The sequence below is a fragment of the Microbulbifer sp. ABF4_148 genome (assembly GCF_056158985.1).
The window spans coordinates 3,605,746-3,630,545 of the sequence record NZ_JBSWUI010000001.1 but is presented as its reverse complement, the minus strand read 5'-3'; the positions used below and the strand labels follow the sequence as shown (position 1 = coordinate 3,630,545).

General features: G+C 59.0%; 21 protein-coding genes. 17 read left to right on the top strand and 4 right to left on the bottom strand.

The window, feature by feature from the left end; translation table 11 throughout:
• Positions 1-62: 62 nt before the first annotated feature.
• The 3 genes from ACXAD0_RS16025 to pyrC form a co-directional block, all read right to left on the bottom strand.
• Positions 63-563: a hypothetical protein gene (locus tag ACXAD0_RS16025; RefSeq protein ID WP_475089633.1), complete on the bottom strand. Its 501-nt coding sequence runs from the start codon at positions 561-563 to the stop codon at positions 63-65.
• Between the two features lie 97 nt (positions 564-660).
• Positions 661-1,326: a ribonuclease T gene (gene rnt / locus ACXAD0_RS16020; protein ID WP_475089632.1), complete on the bottom strand. Its 666-nt coding sequence runs from the start codon at positions 1,324-1,326 to the stop codon at positions 661-663.
• A gap of 113 nt (positions 1,327-1,439) precedes the next feature.
• Complete coding sequence (gene pyrC, locus ACXAD0_RS16015; protein ID WP_475089631.1) at positions 1,440-2,471, bottom strand: dihydroorotase; 1,032 nt, start codon at positions 2,469-2,471, stop codon at positions 1,440-1,442.
• 347 nt (positions 2,472-2,818) lie between these two features.
• On the opposite strand from pyrC, the gene ACXAD0_RS16010 reads away from it, so the two are divergent.
• From ACXAD0_RS16010 to ACXAD0_RS15965, 10 genes are all read left to right on the top strand, one after another.
• Positions 2,819-4,039, top strand: coding sequence for an argininosuccinate synthase (locus ACXAD0_RS16010; RefSeq protein WP_475089630.1), 1,221 nt, complete (start codon positions 2,819-2,821; stop codon positions 4,037-4,039).
• Positions 4,040-4,198: 159 nt separating this feature from the next.
• Positions 4,199-5,653 carry a cytochrome-c oxidase, cbb3-type subunit I gene (gene ccoN, locus ACXAD0_RS16005; RefSeq protein ID WP_475089629.1) on the top strand — a complete coding sequence of 485 codons (1,455 nt, stop codon included), beginning with the start codon at positions 4,199-4,201 and terminating at the stop codon, positions 5,651-5,653.
• A 12-nt stretch (positions 5,654-5,665) separates the two neighbouring features.
• Complete coding sequence (ccoO, locus tag ACXAD0_RS16000) at positions 5,666-6,283, top strand: cytochrome-c oxidase, cbb3-type subunit II (RefSeq protein WP_475089628.1); 618 nt, start codon at positions 5,666-5,668, stop codon at positions 6,281-6,283.
• Positions 6,284-6,296: 13 nt separating this feature from the next.
• Complete coding sequence (locus ACXAD0_RS15995; RefSeq protein ID WP_475089627.1) at positions 6,297-6,524, top strand: cbb3-type cytochrome oxidase subunit 3; 228 nt, start codon at positions 6,297-6,299, stop codon at positions 6,522-6,524.
• Entirely contained in the window at positions 6,521-7,432 is a 912-nt protein-coding gene (gene ccoP / locus ACXAD0_RS15990) for a cytochrome-c oxidase, cbb3-type subunit III (protein WP_475089626.1), read from the top strand. Before ACXAD0_RS15995 ends, ccoP begins: the two co-directional genes overlap by 4 nt.
• A gap of 153 nt (positions 7,433-7,585) precedes the next feature.
• Positions 7,586-9,013 carry a cytochrome c oxidase accessory protein CcoG gene (gene ccoG / locus ACXAD0_RS15985; RefSeq protein ID WP_475089625.1) on the top strand — a complete coding sequence of 476 codons (1,428 nt, stop codon included), beginning with the start codon at positions 7,586-7,588 and terminating at the stop codon, positions 9,011-9,013.
• A gap of 30 nt (positions 9,014-9,043) precedes the next feature.
• Positions 9,044-9,565: a FixH family protein gene (locus tag ACXAD0_RS15980; protein WP_475089624.1), complete on the top strand. Its 522-nt coding sequence runs from the start codon at positions 9,044-9,046 to the stop codon at positions 9,563-9,565.
• Positions 9,565-12,024, top strand: a complete 2,460-nt coding sequence (locus ACXAD0_RS15975) for a heavy metal translocating P-type ATPase (protein WP_475089623.1) — start codon at positions 9,565-9,567, stop codon at positions 12,022-12,024. The genes ACXAD0_RS15980 and ACXAD0_RS15975 overlap by 1 nt, the downstream gene beginning before the upstream one ends.
• 47 nt (positions 12,025-12,071) lie before the next feature.
• Positions 12,072-12,260, top strand: a complete 189-nt coding sequence (gene ccoS / locus ACXAD0_RS15970; protein WP_475089622.1) for a cbb3-type cytochrome oxidase assembly protein CcoS — start codon at positions 12,072-12,074, stop codon at positions 12,258-12,260.
• Positions 12,260-13,114, top strand: coding sequence for a sulfite exporter TauE/SafE family protein (locus tag ACXAD0_RS15965; RefSeq protein WP_475089621.1), 855 nt, complete (start codon positions 12,260-12,262; stop codon positions 13,112-13,114). Before ccoS ends, ACXAD0_RS15965 begins: the two co-directional genes overlap by 1 nt.
• 40 nt (positions 13,115-13,154) lie before the next feature.
• On the opposite strand, the gene nadC is transcribed toward ACXAD0_RS15965, so the two are convergent.
• Positions 13,155-14,009, bottom strand: coding sequence for a carboxylating nicotinate-nucleotide diphosphorylase (gene nadC, locus ACXAD0_RS15960; protein WP_475089620.1), 855 nt, complete (start codon positions 14,007-14,009; stop codon positions 13,155-13,157).
• 410 nt (positions 14,010-14,419) lie between these two features.
• Between nadC and ACXAD0_RS15955 the strand changes: the two genes are divergently transcribed.
• From ACXAD0_RS15955 to ACXAD0_RS15925, 7 genes are all read left to right on the top strand, one after another.
• Positions 14,420-16,837: a DUF1631 family protein gene (locus ACXAD0_RS15955; RefSeq protein ID WP_475089619.1), complete on the top strand. Its 2,418-nt coding sequence runs from the start codon at positions 14,420-14,422 to the stop codon at positions 16,835-16,837.
• A gap of 443 nt (positions 16,838-17,280) precedes the next feature.
• A complete protein-coding gene (locus tag ACXAD0_RS15950) occupies positions 17,281-19,728 on the top strand; it encodes a DUF1631 domain-containing protein (RefSeq protein WP_475089618.1) in 2,448 nt (815 codons plus the stop codon).
• A 98-nt stretch (positions 19,729-19,826) separates the two neighbouring features.
• Positions 19,827-20,390, top strand: a complete 564-nt coding sequence (ampD, locus tag ACXAD0_RS15945; protein ID WP_475089616.1) for a 1,6-anhydro-N-acetylmuramyl-L-alanine amidase AmpD — start codon at positions 19,827-19,829, stop codon at positions 20,388-20,390.
• A gap of 102 nt (positions 20,391-20,492) precedes the next feature.
• Complete coding sequence (gene ampE, locus ACXAD0_RS15940) at positions 20,493-21,371, top strand: regulatory signaling modulator protein AmpE (protein WP_475089615.1); 879 nt, start codon at positions 20,493-20,495, stop codon at positions 21,369-21,371.
• Between the two features lie 199 nt (positions 21,372-21,570).
• Complete coding sequence (locus ACXAD0_RS15935) at positions 21,571-23,001, top strand: aldehyde dehydrogenase family protein (RefSeq protein ID WP_475089614.1); 1,431 nt, start codon at positions 21,571-21,573, stop codon at positions 22,999-23,001.
• Positions 23,002-23,069: 68 nt separating this feature from the next.
• The gene (locus tag ACXAD0_RS15930; RefSeq protein WP_475089613.1) at positions 23,070-24,083 is read left to right on the top strand and encodes a threonine ammonia-lyase; all 1,014 of its coding nucleotides are present in this window, start codon (positions 23,070-23,072) and stop codon (positions 24,081-24,083) included.
• A 236-nt stretch (positions 24,084-24,319) separates the two neighbouring features.
• On the top strand, positions 24,320-24,751 hold the full coding sequence (locus ACXAD0_RS15925; RefSeq protein WP_475089611.1) for a YbhB/YbcL family Raf kinase inhibitor-like protein: 432 nt from the start codon (positions 24,320-24,322) through the stop codon (positions 24,749-24,751).
• Positions 24,752-24,800 lie beyond the last annotated feature (49 nt).

The following is a 24,800-nucleotide window of genomic DNA, read 5'->3' as shown; positions in this document are numbered from 1 at the left end:
TGCTTGGCGTGAAATCAGTGCACAGTGGGGCTGTGGATTGTCTCCCGGTTGCAGAGGGCGAGTCAGCGCTGAAAGGTTTCGAATTGCTGCAGCCGCGATGTGGATGTGGCTTCCGGGTTGGGGAAGAGTTGTCGATCTGCTGTTGAGGCGGATTCGCGGCATTCGCCCCGCACGGTGCCGCGCCCCCGGGCCAGCAGTCGGTCCAGTTCAAAGTAGCCTTCGCGGCAATAGCCAGAGGTTTCCAGCCTGGCTAACAGGCCAGATTCGAGCGCACGCTCCATGCGTGCCTGCATCTTGCTCTGCATGGCTTCCATCTGACTGGCGTCGGGGCGACCGCCTTTTCCGCCTTTGCTCCCGCGACCGCCTGTTCCCCCGCCCATGCTGCGTCTTCCCTCGGGGCGTTGCATGGCAATCGTATACTCGAATGTCTTGGAACCATCCTCGCGGATCAGGGTGTTGAAGTGTTCGGTTTTTTCCGGGGCGCGGCGTTCAGGTTGATGGTTGCAGGCGCTGAGTAGCAAAACGGCGGTGACGACCGCAACAGAGGATGTGACAGCTTTCATGAGGGCTCTCTCGATGGGTTTCGGGAGAGCTTAAAGGGGCGCCTCGTGTAGAGGCGTTTAGAACTGGTAAGAAGTGTTAAAAATCCGCGATGTCTGTTTATTCGGGGATGTCTGTGGATTCGGGCAGGGGCCAGCCACCCATGTCCCGCCAGCGATTAACGATACCGCAGAACAGTTCCGCGGTTTTCTCTGCATCGTAGTCCGCCGAGTGGGCACTGCTGTTATCGAAGGCAATGCCGGCGACCTGGCAGGCTTTCGCAAGAACGGTCTGGCCGTAGGCAAGCCCCGCCAGTGTGGCAGTGTCCATGCAGGAAAACGGGTGGAACGGGTTGCGCTTGATCCCGCAGCGTTCGACAGCGGCATTGAGGAAGCCGAGGTCGAAGTGGGCATTGTGCGCAACCATGACCGCGCGCGTGCAACTGTGCTTTTTGATGGCGGTGCGGATCTTGCGGAACATCTCCGGCAGGGCAATTTCCTCTGGCCAGGCTTCGCGCTCCGGGGATTCCAGGTCGATACCGATAAAGTCCAGTGCGGATTGTTCTACATTGGCCCCCTCGAAGGGGTCGATGTGAAAACTATGGGTTTCTTCCGGATACAGCGTACCCTCGTCGTCCATGTTCAGGATGACAGCGGAGATTTCCAGCAGTGCGTCGGTGCGTGCGTTAAAGCCGCCGGTTTCGATATCCACCACCACGGGCAAAAAGCCGCGAAAACGCTGGGCCAATGGGCTCTTTGGGCCGGTGGGTTCTTCCGCAGGGGTCACTTGGTGTCCTTGGTCGTTCAATGAATTCCGGCCGGTCAGGCCTGTGCGATAGTGCAAAGCGGTTTGCCGGGAATCGCCACTGGGGCTCCCGGCAAACCGGATACCGATGGTGCCTAGGGTACCAGACGCCAGTGCAGGGTCTCGCCGGCACGCAGCGGGATCAATGGTTCATCCCCCATCGGCAGGCTTTCCGGCAGGGTCCAGGTTTCACGTTTCAGGGTGATGGTACCTTCATTACGCGGCAGGCCATAGAAGTCAGGGCCAAACTCACTGGCAAAGCTTTCCAGCCTGTCCAGTTTGCCCGCGCGCTCGAAGGTTTCCGCATACAGCTCAATGGCGCTGTAGGCGGTGTAGCAACCAGCGCAACCGCAGGCGGTTTCCTTTTTGTCCTGGGCGTGCGGAGCAGAATCCGTGCCGAGGAAGAACTTCGGGTTACCGCTGGTGGCGGCCTCGATCAGCGCGTCCTGGTGGTAGCCGCGTTTCAGGATCGGCAGGCAGTAGTAGTGCGGGCGGATGCCGCCCACCAGCATATGGTTGCGGTTGTACAGCAAATGATGCGCGGTAATGGTTGCGCCCACGCCTTCGCGCGCCTGGCCAACAAATTCTGCGGCATTGGCGGTGGTGATGTGCTCGAGCACAATTTTCAGGGTGGGGAAGTCGTCCACGACGGGTTTGAGGATTTTCTCAATAAATACCTGTTCGCGATCAAAAATATCGATGTCGCTGGTGGTTACCTCTCCGTGCAGCAGCAGTTTCATACCGCATTCCTGCATCGCCTCGAGGGCCGGGTAGATGTTCGCAATATCAGTGACGCCCGAGTCAGAATTGGTGGTAGCGCCGGCCGGGTACAGCTTTGCGGCGACGACGCCAGCTTTATGCGCCAGCTTGACCATCTCTGCATCGGTGCGATCGGTGAGGTAAATCACCATGAGCGGCTCAAACGGGTTGCCCGCTGGGATATGTTCACGAATCCGCAGCTGATAGAAGAGTGCGTCCTCTGCGTCAACAACCGGTGGCACCAGGTTGGGCATGACGATGGCGCGCCGGAACTGGCGTGCGGCATCGCCGACGGTGCGGGCCAGGGCGTCGCCATCTCGCAGGTGAATGTGCCAGTCATCCGGGGTACGAATCGTGAGTGTGTCCATCTGGTATCCGTGGGGTCTTCTGAGGGGTGTTTTCGCGGCGCCGATGCTAACCGAAGCTGTGCAAAATTGCGACGGTTTGCTGCCGTTGCATGGCGGGCAGGGTGTTCAGTTCGTGTCTATAAAATAGACAGTCAGTTTATGTTAACGCTTCTCTAATTGAATGAACTGGTCGAGCGCAGTCTGAAGCGCTACAATCGCGCCCCGAAATTAGGGCGGCAAGTCCGCCTACTGGGCACACCTCCAACAATAATTCCCCCAGAACGACACCTTTAATGACGTCTTATGCGGCATGAATCCCCATGCTGCAGACGGTTTGGTGTCGCTTGGACTCCCAGCAGAGGATAGCAATGAGCAATATCAACAAGGTTGTACTGGCATATTCGGGTGGCCTCGATACCTCGGTAATCGTGCGCTGGCTGCAGGACACCTACGGGTGTGAAGTGGTGACCTTCACCGCCGATATCGGCCAGGGTGAGGAAGTGGAGCCGGCGCGTGCCAAGGCTGAGGCCCTGGGCGTCAAGGAAATCTACATCGACGACCTGCGCGAAGAGTTCGTGCGGGACTTCGTGTTCCCGATGTTCCGCGCCAACACCATCTATGAAGGTGAATACCTGCTGGGCACTTCCATTGCGCGTCCACTGATTGCCAAGCGCCTGATCGAGATTGCCAACGAGACCGGAGCGGATGCGATTTCCCACGGTGCCACCGGCAAGGGGAATGACCAGGTGCGCTTCGAACTGGGCGCTTACGCGCTGAAGCCGGGTATTCAGGTGATTGCTCCCTGGCGCGAGTGGGATCTGAACTCCCGCGAGAAGCTGATGGAATACTGCGAGCAGCATAAAATTCCGGTGGACTTCTCTTCCAGCAAGAAGAAATCCCCGTACTCCATGGATGCCAACCTGCTGCATATCTCCTATGAGGGCGGCATTCTGGAAGAGCCCTGGGCCGAGGCCGAGGAAGATATGTGGCGCTGGAGCGTCAGCCCTGAGGCGGCTCCGGACAAGCCCACCTACATCACCGTTGATTTCGAAAATGGCGACCCGGTTGCCATTGATGGTGAGCGCCTGAGCCCGGCAACCCTGCTGGAACGCCTGAACAAAATCGGAGGCGCCAACGGTATTGGCCGCCTGGATATCGTCGAGAACCGGTACGTGGGCATGAAGTCCCGCGGCTGCTACGAGACACCCGGTGGCACCATCCTGCTGAAAGCGCATCGCGCTATTGAGTCCATCACGCTGGACCGCGAGGTGGCACACCTGAAAGACCAGTTGATGCCGCGCTATGCAGAACTGATTTACAACGGCTACTGGTGGTCCCCTGAGCGCGAGATGCTCCAGGCGGCCATCGACCAGTCCCAGTCAGTGGTCAACGGCGAAGTGCGCCTGAAACTGTACAAAGGCAGCGTGAGTGCCGTGGGCCGCCGCTCGGCGGACAGCCTGTTTGATGAGCGCATCGCCACTTTTGAAGACGATGCCGGCGCCTACGATCAAAAAGACGCCGAAGGCTTTATTAAATTGAACGCTCTGCGCCTGCGTATCGCAGCAGGTAAAGGACGTGAATTGATCTAGATCAGCTGATTTTCGGCGACTTTACGTTTAAATCCTCCCCGCCAGGCAGCTGCTGGCTATCGTGAGGGGGAGAGTCGTAATAACAACGCCGTAACAACAGGGAGCGGGTGCGTGCCCGCTGATCGCAACGATTTTTTTTTGAGCAACGGAAGTAACAAAATGACGACAGCCGTGGCAAAGACCGGCCCCACGCCGGACTATGACTACAATATCGTGCGCCAGTTCGCCATCATGTCGGTGGTCTGGGGCATTGTTGGGATGGGAGTTGGCGTTTTAATCGCCGCCCAGTTGGTTTGGCCGGAAATTAACGACTTGTTCCAGCCGTACAGCCACTTTGGCCGCCTGCGCCCACTGCACACCAATGCAGTGATTTTCGCGTTTGGTGGTAGCGTGCTGTTCGCCACTTCCTACTACATTGTGCAGCGCACCACCCAGACCCGTCTCTGGGGTGGCTGGCTGATCCCCTTCACCTTCTGGGGCTGGCAGGCGGTGATCGTTGCCGCTGCAATTACTCTGCCGCTGGGTATTACCAGCGCCAAGGAATACGCCGAGCTGGAATGGCCGATCGATATCCTGATCGCGCTGGTGTGGGTTGCTTACGCACTGGTGTTCTTCGGTACCCTGGTGAACCGTCGCACTTCCCACATCTATGTGGCGAACTGGTTCTTCGGTGCCTTCATCATTACCGTTGCCTTCCTGCACATCGTGAATAACCTCGAAGTGCCGGTGACCCTGTGGAAGTCCTACTCCATTTTCTCCGGCACCAAGGATGCGATGATCCAGTGGTGGTACGGACACAATGCCGTAGGCTTCTTCCTGACCGCTGCATTCCTCGGCATGATGTACTACTTCGTACCGAAGCAGGCCGGCCGTCCGGTTTACTCCTACCAGCTGTCCATCGTGCATTTCTGGGCGCTGATTTCCATCTATGTTTGGGCCGGTGCGCACCACCTGCATTATTCTGCGCTGCCCGACTGGGCGCAGAGCCTCGGCATGGTAATGTCCCTGATTCTGCTGGCACCCTCCTGGGGTGGCATGATCAACGGCATCATGACCCTGTCAGGCGCCTGGCATAAGCTGCGCACGGACCCGACCCTGCGCTTCCTGGTGGTTTCCCTGTCCTTCTACGGTATGTCCACCTTCGAAGGTCCGATGATGTCCATCAAGACCGTAAACGCCCTGTCCCACAACACTGACTGGACCGTGGGCCACGTGCACTCCGGCGCACTGGGCTGGGTTGCCATGATTTCTATCGGTTCCCTGTATCACCTGATTCCGGTGCTGTTCAACCGCACCCAGATGTACAGCGTGCGCCTGATCAATACCCATTTCTGGCTGGCGACTGTGGGCACCGTACTGTACATCGCTTCCATGTGGGTGAACGGTATTACCCAGGGCCTGATGTGGCGTGCGTTTAACGCCGACGGCACCCTGACCTACAGCTTTGTAGAAAGTGTGGTGGCGAGCTACCCGGGTTACTTTGTGCGCTTCCTGGGCGGAGCCATCTTCCTGCTCGGCATGTTCCTGATGGCCTACAACGTGTTCCGCACCATTACTGAAGACAAGCCGGTCGACAAGTTCGACGAAGGCGAAGTAAAGCCTGTCACGGCATAAGGAGCGCAGACCATGAAGAACCATGACATCGTAGAAAAGAACGTTGGCCTGCTGATTTTCTTCACCATTATTGCAATCAGCTTTGGTGCGCTGGTGGAGATCGTGCCGCTGTTTGGCCGTGAAGATACCAAGGTGCCGATTGCCGGCCTGAAACCCTGGGGACCTGTGGAGCTGGAAGGTCGCGATATTTACATTCGCGAGGGCTGCCACGTATGCCACACGCAGATGGTGCGTCCGCTGCGCGCAGAAGTTGAACGCTACGGCCACTACTCCATGTCCCAGGAGTTTGTGTACGAACACCCGTTCCTGTGGGGCTCCAAGCGTACCGGTCCGGACCTGGCACGTGTGGGCGGCCGTTACTCTGATGAGTGGCACCGCGCGCACCTGTACGATCCGCGCAATGTGGTGCCTGAGTCCAACATGCCTGCATTCCCGTGGCTGTTCGACAACGTCGTGACCGGTGAGCACACCGCCGCCAAGATGCGCGCATTGCGCCTCGTCGGCGTGCCCTATACCGACGAAGACATCGCTAACGCCAAGCAGCCGTTTGTTGGTGGCAAGGTGAAGGAAATCGATGCACTGGTCGCCTACTTGCAGCAGCTGGGCATCCTGGTCAAGCAGAAACGCTAAGGAGTAGCGTCAAGTGGATATCAATACTCTGCGGGGACTCTCTACAGTCTTTGTACTGATTGCGTTCCTGGGGATCTGCTGGTGGGCCTTCTCACCCAGGCGCAAGAAGCGCTTCGAAGAAGATGCCAAGCTGCCATTTGCCGATGAAGAGCAGCATCAGCAGACCAGAGATCACGAGGACGCAGAGGCGTCCGCCGCGGCCGACCGCGATGACAATGAAGAAGGGCAGGACAAGAAATGAGTACTTTTTGGAGTTTATGGGTCATTGTGCTCACGCTGGCCAACCTGGTGTTGGTGACCTGGGTTCTGTTCGCGAACCGTAAAGTGGCGGTGAGCGACCACGACGAGCCGGGCAACCAGACTACTGGTCACGTCTACGACGGCATCGAGGAGTATGACAACCCGCTGCCGCGCTGGTGGTTCCTGATGTTTGTCGCCACCCTGGTGTTCTCCGCTTTTTACCTGGCGGTGTACCCGGGTCTGGGCAATTACAAGGGCCTCCTGAACTGGACCTCTGTTAACCAGCTGGAGCGACAGCAGGCCAAGGCGGTGGAGCAGTTCGACGAGTCTTACGGCAAATACGCCGATATGAAGATCGAAGAAATTGCTGAAGATCGCCAGGCCCTGAAAATGGGTGCGCGTATCTTTGCCAACAACTGCGCGGTGTGTCATGGCGCAGACGGTGGCGGCAACTTCGGCTTCCCTAACCTGACTGATGGTGCCTGGCTGTATGGCGGGACCCCGGACAAGATCATGGAAACCCTGATTCAGGGGCGCCAGGGCATGATGCCGCCTCAGGCGCCAATGATCGGTGGGGAAGAAGGTGTGCGTAATGCTGCGGAATACGTGCTGGCCATGAACGGACTTGAGCATGATGCGGCGATGGCCGAACAGGGCAAACAGATTTTCGGCACCGTGTGCATGGCCTGCCATGGCGCGGACGGAAAGGGTAACCAGGCACTGGGTGCTCCTGACCTGACCGACAACATCTGGCTGTACGGTGGTACCCGTGACGAGATTCGCCACTCCATCCGTAGTGGCCGCTCCAACCTGATGCCGGCCCAGTCTGACAAGCTGCGCGATGACAAGATCCGTCTTGTTGCTGCGTATGTTTACAGCCTGTCCCGTCAGGATGAGGCTGCCCAGTAAGGGCCGCCTCGAGGACACATTTAGCCGATAAGCCGGCCCCGCCCAGGCGGGGCCTCGCAAGGACACAGGCGCACAGGGACGAAAAAGAAAAGCCTCATCATTTTCTGGCAGAGTACCTGTTTGCGCCTGGCGCCAGGATATAAGAGAGGTTTTGTGAGCGACCTGATTCCCTCCCGAGAGGAAAAAGACCCGCAGGACAACGATGGCGAAGTGCGCTATCGGATGCTCTACGAGGCAGATGACAAAATTCACATCCGCCATATTCGCGGTTTCTTTACCCGGGTACGCAAGTACACCGGACTGCCATTGTTACTGGCATTTTTCTTTATCCCCTGGCTGAACATCGATGGTCGCCAGGCGGTGCACTTTGATCTTCCCGCCCGACAGTTCCATGTTTTCTGGACCACCTTTGGCCCGCAGGACGGTTTTCTGCTGGCGTGGCTGCTGATCATTTGCGCTTTTGCACTTTTTGCGGTGACGTCGTGGCTCGGCCGGGTATGGTGTGGCTTCACCTGTCCGCAGACGGTGTGGACCATGATGTTTATCTGGGCCGAGCGGGTGTGTCAGGGGGATCGCGCCAAGCGCATGAAACTCGATGCGTCCGGTTGGAACTTTGACAAGGTGGTGCGCAAGGGCAGCACCCACCTGCTGTGGCTGTTTATTTCCCTCGCCACGGCACTGGCGTTTGTCGGATATTTTTACGGCATACGCGATCTGGTGCTGGACCTTGCGCGTTTTGAGGCTCATCCCCAGGCGGTGTTCTGGACGGCATTCTTTACCCTCGCCACCTATGGCAATGCCGGTTTCCTGCGCGAGCAGGTGTGCAAGTACATGTGTCCCTATGCGCGCTTCCAGTCGGCCATGTACGACGAAGACACCCTGGCAGTTTATTATGATGAGCGCCGCGGCGAGTCTCGCGGGCCGCGTAAAAAGGGTATCGACTATAAAGCGGAAGGGCTCGGGGACTGTATCGACTGTTCCTGGTGTGTGCAGGTGTGCCCGGTCGATATCGATATCCGTGACGGCATGCAATACGAGTGCATTAACTGCGGTTTGTGTGTCGATGCCTGTAACAGCGTCATGGACAAAATGGAGTACCCCCGCGGACTGATCCGTTTTACCTCGGAAGACGAACTGAAGACCGGCAACACCAATTACTTGCGGCCCCGCCTGCTTGGCTATGGGCTGGTACTGCTGGCGATGATCGGCGCATTCAGCTATCAGGTCGCGACCCGCAGTCCGGTGGATGCCGAAGTGTTGCGAGATCGTGGCACGCGCCTGTTTCGGGAGTACCGCGGTGACATCCAGAACGTCTACACGGTCAAGATCAACAACAAGGATCGCAAGGAGCACGTATTTACCATCTCCGTGGAGGGCAAGGAAGGTTATCGCTACTCGCTGCGCAAGCCCCGGGAAATTTTTGTCGAGTCCGGAGAAATTCTCGCCGTACCGATTCGGGTAAGTGTGCCCAAAGAAGAATTGCAGGAAACCAAGCACAATATCACTATTGTGATCCAGGCCGAGGACCGGCCCGAACTGACCGACCGTCATCGCACGGTGTTTATCGGTCCCAAACGATAATCGGCCCTGTGCCGCAAGAGTGAATTTGTCGTGACACAACAGAAGTCCAACCCCTGGTACCGTGAGCCGTGGGCCTGGTTTATTTTGACCCCTCTGATTGTGGTGGTCGTGGTATGCACCCTTTACATGTCTGTCGCCCTGCGGCATGCGGATGACACGGTCAGTGATACCTATTACAAAGACAGCCGGTTGTATCACTACAGTGCCGGGCAGGATGATCGGGCACGGGAGCTCAACCTGCGGGGTCTGCTCAAGTTTGATCGTGATGAGCGTGTGGTTAGCCTCGAGTTATCGGGCCAGTTACAGTACCCGGAATCATTGCTGCTGACGTTCAGTCATCCGGTTGAGGCGGACCGGGATCATCATATCGCCATGCGTATCAGCGCCCCCGGACGCTATCAGGGAGAGTTGCCGGAAAACCTGCAGCACCGCTGGTACCTGCGTGTCATGCCCGAGATGGACCCCGAACAACACCTCGAATCCGATTGGCGCCTCAAGGGCGAGATAGACTTTGCGCTCGGGGATGCAGTCCCGCTGAGCTCGGCGGAGTAATGGCCGGACAACCTTGTTACCACTGCGACCTGCCGGTTCCGGAAGGCAGCGACCTTGCCGTTACCATCGATGGCGCACCTCGCCCGATGTGCTGTCCCGGTTGCGCGGCGGTTGCCGGTGCGATTGTGGAAGGCGGGCTGGAAAACTTCTATCGCTTCCGTGATAGCAATAGCGAGCGACCGGACACCGTGGCCGCGGGAGACCAGTGGGCGGCTTATGATGTGCCGGAGGTACAGCAGGAATTCGTGCAGGAGGTGGCCGGCGGTTTGCGCGAGGCCATGCTGCTGGTTGGCGGCATTACCTGTGCCGCCTGCGTTTGGCTGATCGAAAAACATCTGGCGCGTATTCCTGGCGTGGAGCGCGTGTCCGTCAACGCGACAACCCAGCGCGCCAGAATTGTCTTTGATCCCGCGCAGGTGCAGCCCGCGGCACTCTTCGCTGAACTGTCGCGTATTGGCTATCGTCCCGCGGCCGCGACTTCAGCCAACAGTGAGGCGTTAATCCAGCGTGAACAACGCACCGCGCTGCGCCGACTGGGTGTGGCCGGTCTGGGTACCATGCAGGTCATGATGTTTGCCATCGCCATGTACTTTGGTGCGGCGAGCGATATTGATTCCGACATGGAACGCTACTTTCGCTGGGTGTCGCTGCTGGTGGCGACTCCAGTGGTCTTATTTGCGGCCCGTCCATTTTTTGCCGGTGCCCTGCGCAGCCTGAAAAGCCGGCACCTGAGCATGGATGTGCCGGTTTCACTGGCGATTGGCCTCGCCTATCTTGCCAGTTTCTATGCCACGGTTTTCCATACCGGCGAGGTGTATTTTGAGTCCATCTCGATGTTCACGTTCTTCCTGTTGTTGGGGCGCACTGTGGAGATGCGCGCTCGACACCGGGCGGGACTGGCCAGTGGCGGCCTGGCGCAATTGCTGCCCCTCACGGCCACACGCCTGCAAGATGGAGGCGAGGTATCGGTGCCGGTCGCCGCGCTCAGTGCCGGTGATGAAATCCTGTTGCGTCCGGGCGATACCATTCCCGCCGACGGAGAGGTGCTCACGGGCACCAGCGGTGTCGATGAATCCCTGCTCAGTGGTGAGTCCCTGCCACAGATCAAAGCGGCAGGCAGCCCGGTGTATGCGGGTAGCGTCAACGGTGAGTCTTCGCTCACCGTGCGGGTCAGTGCCGCTGGCCAGGCGACCCGTCTGTCCGCGATTGAGCGATTGGTTGAGCGCGCGCAGGCGGACAAGCCTGCACAGGTGGCGCTGGCTGATCGGTTGGCGGGGACCTTTGTGGGACTGGTGCTGCTGGCTGCAGTACTGGCGTTTCTGGTGTGGTGGCAACTGGATCCTTCGCGCGCATTCTGGGTGGCATTGTCGGTTCTGGTGGTGACCTGTCCGTGTGCGCTTTCCCTGGCGACGCCGGCGGCGCTGGCGGCGGCGACGTTGCGGCTACAGCAACTCGGTATGCTGGTAGCCAGTGGTTCGTTGCTGGAAACGCTGCCTCGTCTGACTCGCGTGGTATTTGATAAGACCGGCACACTCACGCAGGGTAAGCCGAAAGTCGTCAGTGTTCAGCCGCTTGCGGAGGGCTGGGACACGCAGGCCGTGGTGGATACCGCCGCGGCTCTGGAAGCGCATAGCAATCATCCCCTGGCCACGGCGTTCTCATCGTGGCGTGGCAAGCGCCAGGCAACGGAGCTGCGCAGCTATACCGGTCTCGGTGTTGAGGGCGTGCTGGCCGGCCAGCGGCTGCGTCTTGGTCGCGCGGATTTTGCCTGCGCGGAGGCGCCGCAGGCACCCCGGGAACCCGGGCAGTGGCTGCTGCTTGGCGACGGCGAAAAAGCCATTGCCTGGATTGCGCTCGGTGATCAGGTGCGCGCCTCGGCTGTCGGCACCATCGCCGATATTGAAAGCGCCGGTTTGACGGTCGAGTTATTGAGTGGAGACCAGTCCGGGGAAGTTGATCGGCTCGCACAGTTCGTTGGTATCGATACACGTCGCTCAGGCGCCTCTCCGGAAGACAAGCTCACCCATGTGCAGGGGCTGCAACAGCGTGGCGAACGGGTACTGATGGTCGGCGACGGTTTGAACGATGTGCCGGTGCTCTCCGGTGCCGATGCCTCCGTGGCAATGCTGTCCGCCGCCGATCTTGCCCAGTCGCGTGCCGATGCGATTCTGCTCGGTGGTGAATTGAGCGTGTTGCCGCAGGCGCTCCGGTTTGCACGGCAGTGTCGGCGGGTGGTGCGCCAGAACCTGGCCTGGGCCCTGGGCTACAACGCGCTGGCTCTGCCGCTGGCGGTGTGCGGGCTGGTGCCGCCGTGGGCGGCGGCGATCGGCATGTCGGCAAGCTCGCTGATCGTGGTCGTTAATGCGATGCGCCTGTCGCGCTGGACGCCGCAGACCACGGCTGGGCCGTCGGCCCCGGCACCGGTCACGTTGTCGAAGCGTTCGGCCGCCGGCGAATAATTCGTAAGAAGAGGACTGGGTCGCCCAGACGGCGACAAGGTAGACAAGTGGATAGCCTGTATTTTCTGATTCCCATTGCCATCGTGTTTGTTGGCATCGCCGTGAAAGTATTTTTTTGGGCGGTCAATAACGGTCAGTACGACGACCTGGAAACCGAGGCGCATCGCATCCTGTTTGATGAGGATGTACCGACTGAGACGCGGCAGGAACGCGATCAGGATGGAGAGGGCGCTTAATGCTTGATTGGGGGCTGATCGCCGCTGCGCTCGCGGTGGGTTTTTTCGGTAGCGGACATTGCGTAGGCATGTGCGGTGGTATCGCTGGTGCGCTCGGTATGGCAACGCCCGGAAGCGGGCAGCAGTGGCCGCAATTACTCGGTTATCAATTTGGGCGTTTGGGCAGCTATACGCTGATGGGTGTGTTGGCCGGGGCGCTCGGTGCTGCAGTGGAACCGCTGCTGCCGTCGTTGCGCCTGGTGGCCGGTTTGCTGCTGATTGCCATGGGGCTTTATGTCGGTGGCTGGTGGTACGGTCTCACCTGGCTGGAAAAGGGCGGTGCGGTGTTCTGGCGACGCCTGCAGCCGCTGTCTGCGGGATTGCTTCCGGTGCGCAGTCCAATACACGCGGTGGGGCTCGGCGCAATTTGGGGTTGGTTGCCCTGTGGTCTGGTATACAGCGCGCTCGCCTTTGCCCTTACGCAGGGTAGCCCGGCGGAGTCTGGCCTGGCCATGCTGGCGTTTGGTATTGGGACCCTGCCAGCCATGCTGGCGACTGGGGTGGCCGCTGGCCAAATGAAGCAGGTGTTGCAGGGGCGTGGCATGCGCACCGTAATGGCCATCTGTTTGCTCGCGTTTGGTGTCTGGACTGCTTTCATCGCGCTTCAGCACGCGGGTCATAATGCCGCCGGTCACAGTCACCACGGTGCTCATTCGGCGGTCGACCACAGTTCCATGGACCATTCTGGTCACGGGGAATCGTCACCTGAAAAAGGCGAGGCCTCGGACGAGCCCGTCAGCCCGCCGGAGGACGCCGGGCATCACCACCATCATCACGGCGATCAGCAAGAAGCCGGGGAAGGCGACGCAGGTTAGTGCGCTCCCTGGTTGCGTTGTGGCAAAGTGCCCGGGCTGTCTACAGGCTGATACGCAACGAGAGATCGATCGCGGTCAGATGCTTGGTCAGGCTCCCGGAAGAAATGTAATCCACCTGCAAGCCTGCTAACTGAGAGAGTCGCTGACTGTCGACACTGCCGGATATTTCAATCTTCGCCTTGCCGTGTGCCATTTGCAGTGCGGTTTGGGTGTCCGCATCGGTGAATTCATCCAGCATGATGACATCGGCACCGTTGTCCAGGGCTTGCTGTAATTCCGCGAGACTCTCCACTTCCACTTCGACCAGGGCGCCGGGTTTGATGGTGTGGGCCTGTTCGATTGCCTGGCGAATACCGCCGGCCGCCGCAATATGGTTTTCCTTGATCAGGAACGCGTCGTAAAGGCCGATACGATGGTTGTGGCAGCCGCCGCACAGGACAGCGTATTTCTGCGCGCTACGCAAACCGGGAATGGTCTTGCGGGTATCGAGAATCTTGATTTCTGTTCCCGCTGCCAGCGCGGCGAAATGCGCTGCCGTGGTGGCGGTGCCGGAGAGCGTTTGCAAAAAATTGAGCGCGGCGCGTTCGCCGGTAAGGATGCTGCGGGCATTGCCATCGAGTTCAAATAGCGTGGCATTCGCCGGGACCTGGTCCCCGTCTTCAAAATGCCAGGTCAGTTTTAATGCCGGATCCAACTGTCGAAAGACCGCCTCAACCCAAGCGCGACCGCAAAGGGTGCAGTCTTCCCGCGTGATGACCCGAGCATGTGCCTGACGCTCCGCGGGGATCAGCTGCGCGGTGATATCGCCATCTCCAATATCTTCCTCCAGGGCTATCGCGACAGCGCGTTCCAGGTCTTCAAGAAGGTTCGGGATAGTGGCATCTTGGGGGTGCATGGGATTACTCTCGACTCAGGTGCGGCGAGTTTAGGGCCTGAGTGACCGAAATGCGATACCCGTTAGGGTTCCCGGGGTAGCATATAGTGACCAGTTGGTCATGCATCCGGGTGCGACATGGCGTGTCAGCGAGTTGGTTGAAATTTGTGCTGTAGGGCGGTTTCTGCCCAGATTTTGCGATAAATTGCGCCATCTTCTGCTGTGAACCGCTTCTCAATTTGGAAATGGCAGTTTTTTCTTCCGCCCATCCATAGGTAGAATGGCGCGCAGGTTAAACTGCTGTCGCGGTTGGTCTGTTTCCCCCAAAGACAAACTGATAGCCCGCTCCCCCGTTCATGAAGAGGTACCGACGGGGCTAGCATGTATTTCCGCTGCCGCGTGTGATTGGCGGCCGGAGAGGACCCTGTGGAATGAATGAGTCCGACAATATTGTTGCTTTGCCGCGGTCCGGGGTGGATAAGCCCACGGCGGCGAGCCCTGTAGACCTCGATAGCCCGGTGATCGCTGGGTTGCGTCGATTGACGGCCGAGCAGCTGTCCGAGCGCCTCAAGCAGGCCTTCAGCAAGGCTGATGACTCCCTGTTTACCACTGCCGAACGTGCCCACCAGCAGGAAGAGCAGGATGGGCTGTTCCAGGCGTTGCGGCTATTGCGGGTTGAGCGCCATAAGGTCGCAGAGCGGTTCCGCGAATATCTCGATCAGGCTTTTGGCCTGACCCGTGTGCTGAGCACCGACAGTGCGCCTTCCGAAGGACTGTCCCTGGTTCACAACGATGAGCTCGAGCAGTTAGTCGCGGCGGACTCCATGACCGCAAATGCTAAGCGCGAATGCTCCCGCCAGATTTCTGAGCTGTGTTTACGGCTGAATACCCTATATAGCCGCAAGGTCCACGAAAAGAACCTGCCCATGGGGCCGGACATGGTGTGCGATGCGTTTATCGAAGCATTGCGCCCACTCGAATTACACATTCGAGCCCGCCTGACGTTGCTCAAGAAGTTTGAGCAGGAACTGATGGAAGGGCTGGAAGAATTCTACGATGCCTGTAACCGCCTGCTGATCGACAAGGGGGTTTTGCCAAATCTCTCTGAGGGGCGGAAGGCTCGCGTACGCAAGTCAGCCCAGTCTGCGCCGGAACAACGTCGCGAGCACCAGGGGCCCGGTACAGTGCCGGTTGGTGCTGGCGTGCCGATCGGCATGGGTTTGCTGCCAGTGGGTACCGTTGGTGTGCCGGCGATGCCAGCAGAAGATTTGCTTTCGCACCTGGCCGCATTGCAGGCTCAGCAGGGTGGGGCAGACAGTGCCAGCCTCGAGTTACTCGATATCGCGCAAATGCTGCGCTACCGACTGGCCGAGGCACAGAAGGCCGCGTCCCTGACCAAGGCGGACAATGATGTTATTCGCCTGGTAGAGCTGCTGTTTTCGTTCATTCTTGAAGACCGCAACTTGGCCGACGAGGTCAAAGCGTTGCTTGGCAGGTTGCAGTTGCCCCTGTTGAAAGTGGCGGTCTCCGATAAATCGTTCTTCAGCACCGGCGGGCATCCTGCTCGCAAGCTGTTGAATGCATTGGCCGATGCCGCCACAGGCTGGCAGGCTGGTAAAAATCTCCAATCCGATCGCCTTTACCGTGAAATCTGCCGGGTGACCGACCGGGTGGTGAACGAGTTTGATCGGGATCTGAACTTGTTCTCCGATCTTCTGGAAGAGTTCGAGAGCTTCATTACCCGCGAACGCAAACGTGCTGAGACGCTCGAGCGCCGGGTCATTGATGAGGCGGATGGTCGCGCCAAAGCGCTCGCAGCCCGTGCCAAAGTCGCTGCGGTGCTCGATGCGTTGTCGGCGGGCCGGGAACTGCCATCGGTGGTTTCCGAGTGGCTGGAAAAGGTCTGGAGCAATGCGATGTTCCTTACCTGCATCCGCGAAGGTGTCGAAAGCGAGGCGTGGAGTCGCGACTTGCGCGCTGCGCGGGATCTGGTCTGGAGTGTCCAGGCGCCCATGCCAGAGAGTCGCAGTCAGTTATATGCCTTGTTGCCCTCTCTGCAGGAGCGGCTCAAGGCTGCGGTCGGCGGCATATCCCTGAGCCCCGTGGAAGGGCGCCGATTGTTTGCCGAATTGAAAGAGGTCTATCGGGAGCGGTTTGCGATTACCGAGCCCGAGCGCCCGGTGGAAGAACCGCTGGAAGCGGTTGAGTCGGCCGTTGTTGAAGGTCAGCTGGATGCAGGGGTAGCCGCATCCAATGAGGAAGCGCCGGTTAGTGAGGCGCTGCCGCCGGTGGTGGAGTCAGCGGTCGCCGGCGTAGAGCTGACGGCCAATGAGACGCCGACCGTCGAAGCACCGTTGGCCGTCACCGAGGATGCCGATCCAGAGGTTCAGGTCGAAGCGCCGGCGACAGCAGAGGCAGTCGCTGACGAAGCGACCGCTTCCGATGTCGCGGGTGAAACCCGGCAGCTACTGGATACCGCAGAGCTGGCTGAGGTTGCGGAGCAGGCAGAAGTGCATGTTGACCCGGAAGTGGCCGCCACTCTTGAAGAGTTGTCCGAAGATGATCCGCACTGGAAGCAGACGTTCCGTATGGCGCAGGGCAGTTGGTTTGAATTCCATCGCGCGGAGGATGATCAGTTCCGCTGTCGTCTGGCCGCCGTTATTCGCGACATCGACCAGTTTATTTTTGTGAATCGCAACGGCGCCAAAGTGGCTCAGTTCTCGCGCCTGGAGTTGGCCCATGCGTTGCGCGCGTCACGTCTGATGCCTCTCGATGACGGCATGTTGTTCGAGCGCGCGTTGCAGTCAGTGATCAGTAATGTTCGCAAGGGACGTGATCAGCAACCCTGACGATAGGCCGCACTGACGGGTCTGGCCAGGTCGGTCAAATCTGGTGACCAATTGGTCCGTTGGGTCACCAGATTTGTGCGCGATTACCAAAAAAATTCGTGTAATTTGACGTAATGCGCCAAACTCATCCTGTCTTTCGTGTCTTTGCTGTCACATCGAAATAAAAAACTGTCAAATTAGTGCATTAGTCATTAGAGTCATCTTGCACGCCGACCTGTTTTGCCCGATATTCCACTTGGCACGTATTTACCACTTTTTATGTGACGACTTCCACGGGTTGTGCGCGAAATTCATTGATTGATTTTTCGCCAGTGCCGATTGTAAGGATGTTTGTCCCCTGGAGTCCCAATCGCTTCCGCGACGATGTATTTAAGCGCCAGCGAGTCAGGCCGAGAGCCTAAAAAAAGGATTTTTTTGACGCCCTGCGCGTATTGAGGCCAGTAATGGAAAAACAAGAATTCCCGCGTGTGGTGAATTTGTCATCCGCCAAGGGACGCAAGTCATCAGCACAGACAGAGTTCTCTCGCACAACGCTTTCTCCCACGCTCGCTTCGGTAAGGGACACCGCCAGTAGTTGGCTGTTCGCCCGTATGAAAGAGGTGTTTTCCTCGGTCGATGACAGTCTTTTCGAAATTGCGGAAAAGCTGCACCACCAGGACGAGCAGGATGGTGTATTCCACGCCCTGCGCACCCTGCGCCTGGAGCGCAACAGCATCATTGAGCGTTTCGTTACTCAGGTTCAGCACGGGTTTGTTGAGGTGGAAGAGCGCCCGGAGAGCCTGGAAGAGTCCGACGATGCTTCCGGTGGCCTGTCTCTGGTTCAGGATGAAGAGCTCGAACAGCGTGTTGCACTGAAAGAAATCGTCAACAACGCCTCGCGGGACTTTGCCACGCCGATCGCCGAGCTCGTCGCACGGCTCGATACGCTGCTCCCGGTAAAAATTTACGATGAGAATATGCCCCTTTCGCCGGCTGCACTGTGCCGGGCGCTGCGTTTTGCGCTCAAGCCGGTGGACATCCACGTTCGGGCACAGCTGACCATTCTCAAAAAATTCCAGCAGCGTCTGGCACAGAAGCTGGACGCGCTTTATCTCGACAGCAATCAGCTGTTGATCAGTAAAGGTGTGCTGCCTGATCTGAAAAACCCTTTACTCGCTCGTCGCCCCGGCGGCCGTCCGGGTGCGCCCGGTGGTGCTGCGCCTGGCCAACCGAATGCCGCGGGAATGACCCCCGAAGCGATGGCCGCACAGATGGCCCAGATGGGTATGACGCCAGGTATGATGCCGCCGAATGGCATGAACCCGGGCATGCCGGGTATGCCGATGGGCGATGCCAGCGGTTTCGGTCTGGTGGCGGCCGCCCCCGGGGTTGCCCCCATGCACACCCCCGATCTCTTACAGCATTTGGGTGAGCTGCAGATCACTGTGCCGATGCAGGCGCAGGCGCTGGGTCAGGTCCTGAATGTCAATTCTCTGCTGCAGGAGCGGCTGGTGACTTCCCAGCAGCGCGCCTCGCTGCAGGATCTGGATGTCGAAGTCATCCGCATGGTGGATATGCTGTTCTCGTTTATGCTCGAGGACCGCAATCTGGCAGAGCCGATTAAAGTTCAGCTCATCCGCCTGCAGTTGCCACTGTTGCGGATTGCCGTTGCTGACAAAGAATTCTTCAGTAAAGGTGGCCATCCCGCCCGTAAACTCTTCAACGCACTGGCCGATGCCGCCATCGGCTGGCAGCCTGGGGATAACTGCGAAAAAGATCCGCTGTATTGCGAAGTCTGCGAAATCGTAGAGACGGTGCTGCGGGAATACACCAGCGACGACGGTATTTTTGAAACCTTACTGGAATCTTTCAGTGAGTTTACCCAGCGAGAGCAACGCCGTGCCAAGGTCATGGAGCGGCGTATTGTCGATGAGGCCCAGGGCGCGGCCCGCATTCAGGCTGGTAAGGCTCGGGTAGCGGCAGTATTCGAGGCACTGACCGCGGAGCGACAGCTTCCGCGCATCGTGCACGAGTGGCTGAACCGTGTCTGGAACCACGTTCTGTTCCGTACCTGTATCAAGGAAGGCACTGATAGTGACAACTGGCGTCGCAGCGTACTGACCGCCCGGGACCTTGTGTGGAGTGTGGTCGCTCCCATGCCGGAAAGCAGTTTCAAAATGCAGCAGCTATTGCCGGGCCTGATGAAGCGTCTGGACGGCGGTGCCCGAGCGATCGGTGTGAGCGCTGCAGAACTCGGACGTCTGCTGGGTGGGCTCAAGGCACTGTATAGCGAACGCCAGAAACTGGCCGAGCGGGTAGAGTCCGAGCGCGAGCGCCGTACCCGCGAACGGGTTGTACAAGAGCTGCTGCGCGAAGCCGATAGTGTCCTGAAGATTCCGGATGCGCCGGCGATTGATTCCTCTGATGCTGCAGAAGAGGACGCCGAAGCACAAAACGAGATTCCAACGCAAACCCACAGTGAGGAGCTCGACCAGGACTCCGACATTCCGCGCGTTGCGGAGCTTCAGCAGGTGGCAGAGGAAGCGCCTCTCAAGGCTCAGGCGGAAGAGACTGTGCCGGCGCTGCCCAACGATGACGAGTTCTGGCGGCAGACCTATCACCTCAAATACAGCTGGTTCAAACTGGCCAAGGAAGAGGGCGCGATGCCGGTGCGTTGCCGTTTGGCGGCCATCATCAAGGATCTCGACCAGTTTGTGTTCGTCAACCGCTCGGGTGCCAAAGTGGCCACTTACAGCCGTTTGCAGCTGGCGCATTCCCTGAAAGAGAGCATTCTGCAGCCACTCGACCAGGGGCCACTGTTTGAGCGCGCTCTACAGTATGTGGTTGGCGAAATCACCGATAGCAAGATCCCGGTTACCGTCGATGAGTCGGTGACCACCGAGCCGGCCTGATCCTGCCGATTCAGGCAAATTGGCAACTGCCGCTGTGCTTCCATAAAATGGCGCCAGTAGATGCCCGATTTCTATCGGGCACAACTGGAGGCCAGTGAGTGCAATATCAAGTTGAGTCCGGCTGGATGCAGGATGCGCGGCGGGTGCCAAGTCCCCACTGCAATAATCGACCGTCTGGCGAAGTGGTTGACCTTTTGGTCATTCACAGTATCAGTCTGCCACCGGGGGAGTACGGCGGCCCCTACATCGATTCCTTTTTCCTCGGTCAGCTGGATATCGACGCCCATCCGTATTTTGCCGAAATCGGCACCATGCAGGTTTCCGCCCACGTACTGATCGATCGCAACGGTGTGGTGACTCAGTATGTACCCTTCGATCGCCGGGCCTGGCACGCTGGGCAGTCCGAATTCTGTGGCCGATGTGGCTGTAACGACTTCTCCATTGGGATCGAGCTCGAGGGGATCGATACCGATACCTATACCGAGGCCCAGTATGCGTCGCTGGCCCAAGTGACCGCTGCCATCATGGACGCCTATCCGGCCATTACCCGTGAGCGTATTGCCAGTCACTCCGATATTGCGCCGGGCCGCAAGCTGGATCCTGGTCCGGGATTTGACTGGTCCCGCTACATTGATCACCTGCAGCCGCTTTTGCCCTCCTGATGCCTGCACAGCCCCGATTCGGGGCTCAAATGCCTTCCTGATGGTTTTTTATCCCCGTCCCGCGCGGTATTCTTGGCGCATCCGTTTGAATCAGGAACCGGTATGAATCTGATAATCGTGTTGATGGCCCTGGCGTTGGTACAACTCTGGGGGTCTGGCGGCCCCCTGCACCGCGATGGGTGGTTCGCGCGTTGGCAGGAATGGGTGTCTGCCCGCAAGGAAGTTGAGCGTAATCCCGGGCTCGGCATTGCGTTCGCGATCCTGCCCTGGGTCCTGCTGGCGGCCGTTATCATGGTGCTGGTGCAGTCCATGTTGGGCTGGCTGGGTACCCTGCTCGCGGGTGTGCCCCTGCTGTTGTACTGCCTGGGGCGCGGCAACTTCAATGAAATGCTGTCGAGTTACCTGCGCAACTGGTATCAGGGCGATATCGATGGTGCGCGCGAGGCGGCGTCGCCCTTGTTGCGGGAATTGCACGAAGAAGCGGGAGATGGCGAGCAGCTGCACGAGCAGGTTTTTCGCGGCGCGGCCTACTGCGCGTTTGAGCGCCTGTTCGCGGTGTTGTTCTGGTTTGTGTTGCTGGGTATTCCCGGCGCGCTGCTGTACCGGCTGAGTATGCTCTATCGCGAAAATGCGTTGGGCACCGAAGGTGAAGAGCTGGCTTCGCGCTGGCTGTGGTTGCTGGAGTGGCTGCCGGTGCGTGTCATGGGGTTCAGTTTCGCGATTGTGGGTAACTTTGCCGGTTGTTATCACGCCTGGCGCCAGTGCCTGGTCTGCCGTGAGCGGCAGACCGATGAAGTGCTGGAGTCCTACCTCGAAGGGGCGCTCGGCGGCATCGATGCGAGCCACTGTAGCGCGGGCGCTGAAGTGGCCGAGGGCCAACGGGTTTGTGGTGCGCATCTGGAAGCACTGCAGTCCCTGTTGTCGCGCGCGCTGCTATTGTGGATTACCGTCCTCGCCCTGGTGGTCCTGTTTGCCAACTGAGTGGCATGACCGACATAATGCATCTGTTCACGGCACAGGGTTGAACTGTGCCGCGAAACGAGAGATTACGGTGTGCGCGGTCTTGACTTGAAGAGGTCGTGTTTCATCATTGCGGGAAAGCGGGCGTGCCATTGTTGCGCCCCATGGATGTCCTGAATAATAAAAAACCCACAGCATTTTTACTCGTAGGATTGAGTGAATGGCAGTAGCAACGCTGGAACTAGAAATGACTACGGAACCCTCCCAGGCTGCAGATCTCAGCAGCAATATGGCAAGCCTCGTTGCCGGATTGCGCACCTACTTTCGCAGTGGCGTGACCGCCGAACTCTCCTGGCGCCGCAAGCAGCTTTCGCAGCTGCGCAAGTTAATCAGCGACCATGAAGAGCGATTTCTGCAGGCCCTGAACAAAGACCTTGGCAAGGCCCCTCAGGAAGGGTTTATGACCGAGGTATCGGGGCTGTATGGAGATATTGACCACTCCCTGAAAAAACTGAAGAAGTGGACGCGTGCACGCCGCGTTTCCACACCGGTCGTCGCCCAGCCGGGCCGCAGTTATATCCAGCCCGAGCCATTGGGCGTGGTGTTGATTATCGGTGCCTGGAACTACCCGCTGCAGCTGTTGTTGTCACCACTGGTACCGGCGATTGCCGCGGGGAACTGTGCGGTGGTCAAGCCCTCCGAGCTCGCGCCTGAGACCTCCAAGTTGATTGCAGAACTGCTGCCCAAGTACCTGGATCGTGATGCGTTTGCCTGTGTAGAGGGTGCGGTGGAGGAAACCACCGCGCTGCTGGAACAGCGCTGGGATCATATCCTTTATACCGGCGGCGGCAATGTAGGCAAGATCGTCATGTCGGCGGCCGCCAAACATCTGACGCCGGTTACCCTGGAGTTGGGTGGCAAGAGCCCCTGTATTGTTGCGGATGATGCCGATGTCGAGGTGGCCGCGCGCCGCATTGCCTGGGGTAAGTTCACCAATGCCGGACAGACCTGTATTGCGCCCGACTATTTGCTGTGTACATCCGCGATGGCGGAAAAGCTGTTGCCTGCGATAGAGTCTGCGGCGCGGGAAATGTTTGGGGACAGCCCGAAATCTTCGCCGGACTATGGCCGTATCGTCAATGAGCGCCATACCCAGCGCCTGGCGGCGTACCTCGAGGACGGCGATATTGTGTATGGCGGCGACGTGGACGTTGCCGAGCGCTATGTTGGTCCGACCATCGTGCGCAACGCTGGCGTGGATGCGGCGGTGATGCGCGAGGAAATCTTTGGTCCCATTCTGCCGGTGATCGAGCTGGATGATATCCAGCAGGCAGAAGAATTTGTGATCGGCCGCGAAAAGCCGCTGGCCCTGTATGTGTTTACCGCTGACGACGCGCTGGCCGATCGGTTCTTGTCCCGTTGCAGTTCAGGCAATGCCTGCGTCAACGACTGCATGATGTTTATGGCGGTCCACGACCTGCCATTTGGTGGCGTCGGCCCCAGCGGCATGGGCGCTTACCACGGTGAGCATGGTTTCAAGACGTTCAGCCACTTCAAGGCGGTCATGAAACGCAAGAATATCCTTGATCTCGACCTGCGTTACGCGCCATTCAACGCCAGGAAATTCCGCCTGCTGCGGCTGCTACGCTGACCCAGATGGCGCCCCCTGGGGCGCCTGCCTCCCTTCGCATCAAACCGGCCATTTCGGAGATACCTGCCATGCCAGCTGATGCTGTCGAAACTGTGGACCTGGACCTGCCAGACAATGCCGAGGTGTTTTCGGCTGCGCAGAATATCGCCGGGCGTTTGCACCTTACACCGCTCATGCAGAGTCAGCAGCTCGATGCCATCAGTGGTGCGCGCTTGTGGTTCAAGTGTGAGCACCTGCAAAAAACCGGTGCCTTCAAGGCCCGCGGTGCGCTCAATGCCATGTCGCTGCTGCCGGACGGTATCACCACCGTGGCAACACATTCCTCCGGTAACCACGGCGCCGCTCTGGCCTGGGCAGCGGCAGAGCGCGGCCTACGCTGTATTGTGGTCATGCCGGACAATGCGCCGCAGGCCAAGCGCGCGGCGGTTGCCGGTTATGGGGCAGAGATTGTGCTGTGCGCGCCCACTCTCGCTGATCGGGAGGGCACGCTGCAGCGTGTCGTCGACGACACCGGAGCACACGTTGTCCCGCCTTTCGACGATCGCCGCATTATTGCGGGGCAGGGCACCGCTGCGGTGGAAGCGTTCAGCCAGTGTCGCGAGCAGGGTTTTACCCCGGATATTGTCATTGCCCCGGTTGGTGGGGGCGGTTTGCTCGCGGGCACTGGCCTCGCGATGGAGGCGCTGGCCCCCGAGGTCATTGTCCTCGGCGCTGAGCCCGCGGGTGCCGATGACGCGCAGCGATCGTTACGCAGCGGGGTTCGGGTCACTGAGCAGCAGCCAAACACCATTGCGGATGGCTTGAGGACGGTAATCGGGGCGCGCAATTATGAGGTGGCGCGCCGCACCGTCAGCGACGTGGTGACCGTAACGGAAGAGGGGATTGTGCGTGCCATGGAACTTCTGTGGAGTCGCACCAAACAGCTGGTTGAACCCTCGGGTGCGGTTTCACTGGCGGCTGTTCTCGAGCATCCGGCGCGATTCCGGGACAAAAGGGTCGCAGTAATTATCAGTGGCGGTAATATGGATTTGGCCGAGGCTGCCCGCCTGTTCGCAGCCCCGGACGCAATAACCAACGACTAAGATGCCAGTCATCTCGGTTCTGCCCAGTGGTCGGGCGGAAAAACTGGCGCCGAAGACGGGATCCTGAAATGCCTCAGCTTACTTCTTGGTTTTGCCCGCGGCTATGCACTGGGGCGGCTGCTAGACTGGTGTCTGCACTTGTGCTGTTGGTTGCTCCCATTATGTCGGCTGTCGCCACGGGTTCCGGTCATTTCCAGCTTTCCTCTCCTACCCTCGAGCCCGGTGGGAAAATGCCCATGGAGAGCGTTTACCATGATTGCGGTGGCGATAACCTGTCTCCTGAATTGAACTGGAGCGGCGCGCCGGAAGGAACCAAAAGCTTTGCACTGACGGTGTTTGACCCCGATGCCCCCACAGGGCGGGGCTGGTGGCACTGGGTAGTGTTTAATATCCCCGCCGATAGAACCAGTCTTGAAATGGGCGCCGGTGATCTGAAAGTAGGGGCCATTCCTGAAGCGGTGCAGGTACGCAATGACTATGGCGCGCCCGGTTATGGTGGCGCCTGTCCTCCCCCAGGGCATGGTGATCATCGTTACCAGTTCAAGCTGTATGCACTCGGGGTAGAGGAGCTGGCACTGGACGAAGATGCGACACCGGCAGAGGTTGGCTTCCAGATCGATGCCAACAAACTTGGGGAAGCAGGTCTCGAAGTTATCTGGGGACACTGAAGCATCACCGGATGACTTCCAGCTTGGCAAAGGGACCCGGACCTGACCT

What these genes read in the sequence shown, in the direction of transcription:
- ACXAD0_RS16025 (WP_475089633.1), bottom strand. Translation starts at nt 563, where the DNA reads ATGAAAGCTGTCACATCCTCTGTTGCGGTCGTCACCGCCGTTTTGCTA.
- pyrC (WP_475089631.1), bottom strand. Translation starts at nt 2,471, where the DNA reads ATGGACACACTCACGATTCGTACCCCGGATGACTGGCACATTCACCTG.
- ACXAD0_RS16010 (WP_475089630.1), top strand. Translation starts at nt 2,819, where the DNA reads ATGAGCAATATCAACAAGGTTGTACTGGCATATTCGGGTGGCCTCGAT.
- ccoN (WP_475089629.1), top strand. Translation starts at nt 4,199, where the DNA reads ATGACGACAGCCGTGGCAAAGACCGGCCCCACGCCGGACTATGACTAC.
- ccoO (WP_475089628.1), top strand. Translation starts at nt 5,666, where the DNA reads ATGAAGAACCATGACATCGTAGAAAAGAACGTTGGCCTGCTGATTTTC.
- ccoP (WP_475089626.1), top strand. Translation starts at nt 6,521, where the DNA reads ATGAGTACTTTTTGGAGTTTATGGGTCATTGTGCTCACGCTGGCCAAC.
- ACXAD0_RS15975 (WP_475089623.1), top strand. Translation starts at nt 9,565, where the DNA reads ATGGCCGGACAACCTTGTTACCACTGCGACCTGCCGGTTCCGGAAGGC.
- ACXAD0_RS15965 (WP_475089621.1), top strand. Translation starts at nt 12,260, where the DNA reads ATGCTTGATTGGGGGCTGATCGCCGCTGCGCTCGCGGTGGGTTTTTTC.
- nadC (WP_475089620.1), bottom strand. Translation starts at nt 14,009, where the DNA reads ATGCACCCCCAAGATGCCACTATCCCGAACCTTCTTGAAGACCTGGAA.
- ACXAD0_RS15955 (WP_475089619.1), top strand. Translation starts at nt 14,420, where the DNA reads ATGAATGAGTCCGACAATATTGTTGCTTTGCCGCGGTCCGGGGTGGAT.
- ACXAD0_RS15950 (WP_475089618.1), top strand. Translation starts at nt 17,281, where the DNA reads ATGGAAAAACAAGAATTCCCGCGTGTGGTGAATTTGTCATCCGCCAAG.
- ampE (WP_475089615.1), top strand. Translation starts at nt 20,493, where the DNA reads ATGAATCTGATAATCGTGTTGATGGCCCTGGCGTTGGTACAACTCTGG.
- ACXAD0_RS15935 (WP_475089614.1), top strand. Translation starts at nt 21,571, where the DNA reads ATGGCAGTAGCAACGCTGGAACTAGAAATGACTACGGAACCCTCCCAG.
- ACXAD0_RS15930 (WP_475089613.1), top strand. Translation starts at nt 23,070, where the DNA reads ATGCCAGCTGATGCTGTCGAAACTGTGGACCTGGACCTGCCAGACAAT.
- ACXAD0_RS15925 (WP_475089611.1), top strand. Translation starts at nt 24,320, where the DNA reads ATGGAGAGCGTTTACCATGATTGCGGTGGCGATAACCTGTCTCCTGAA.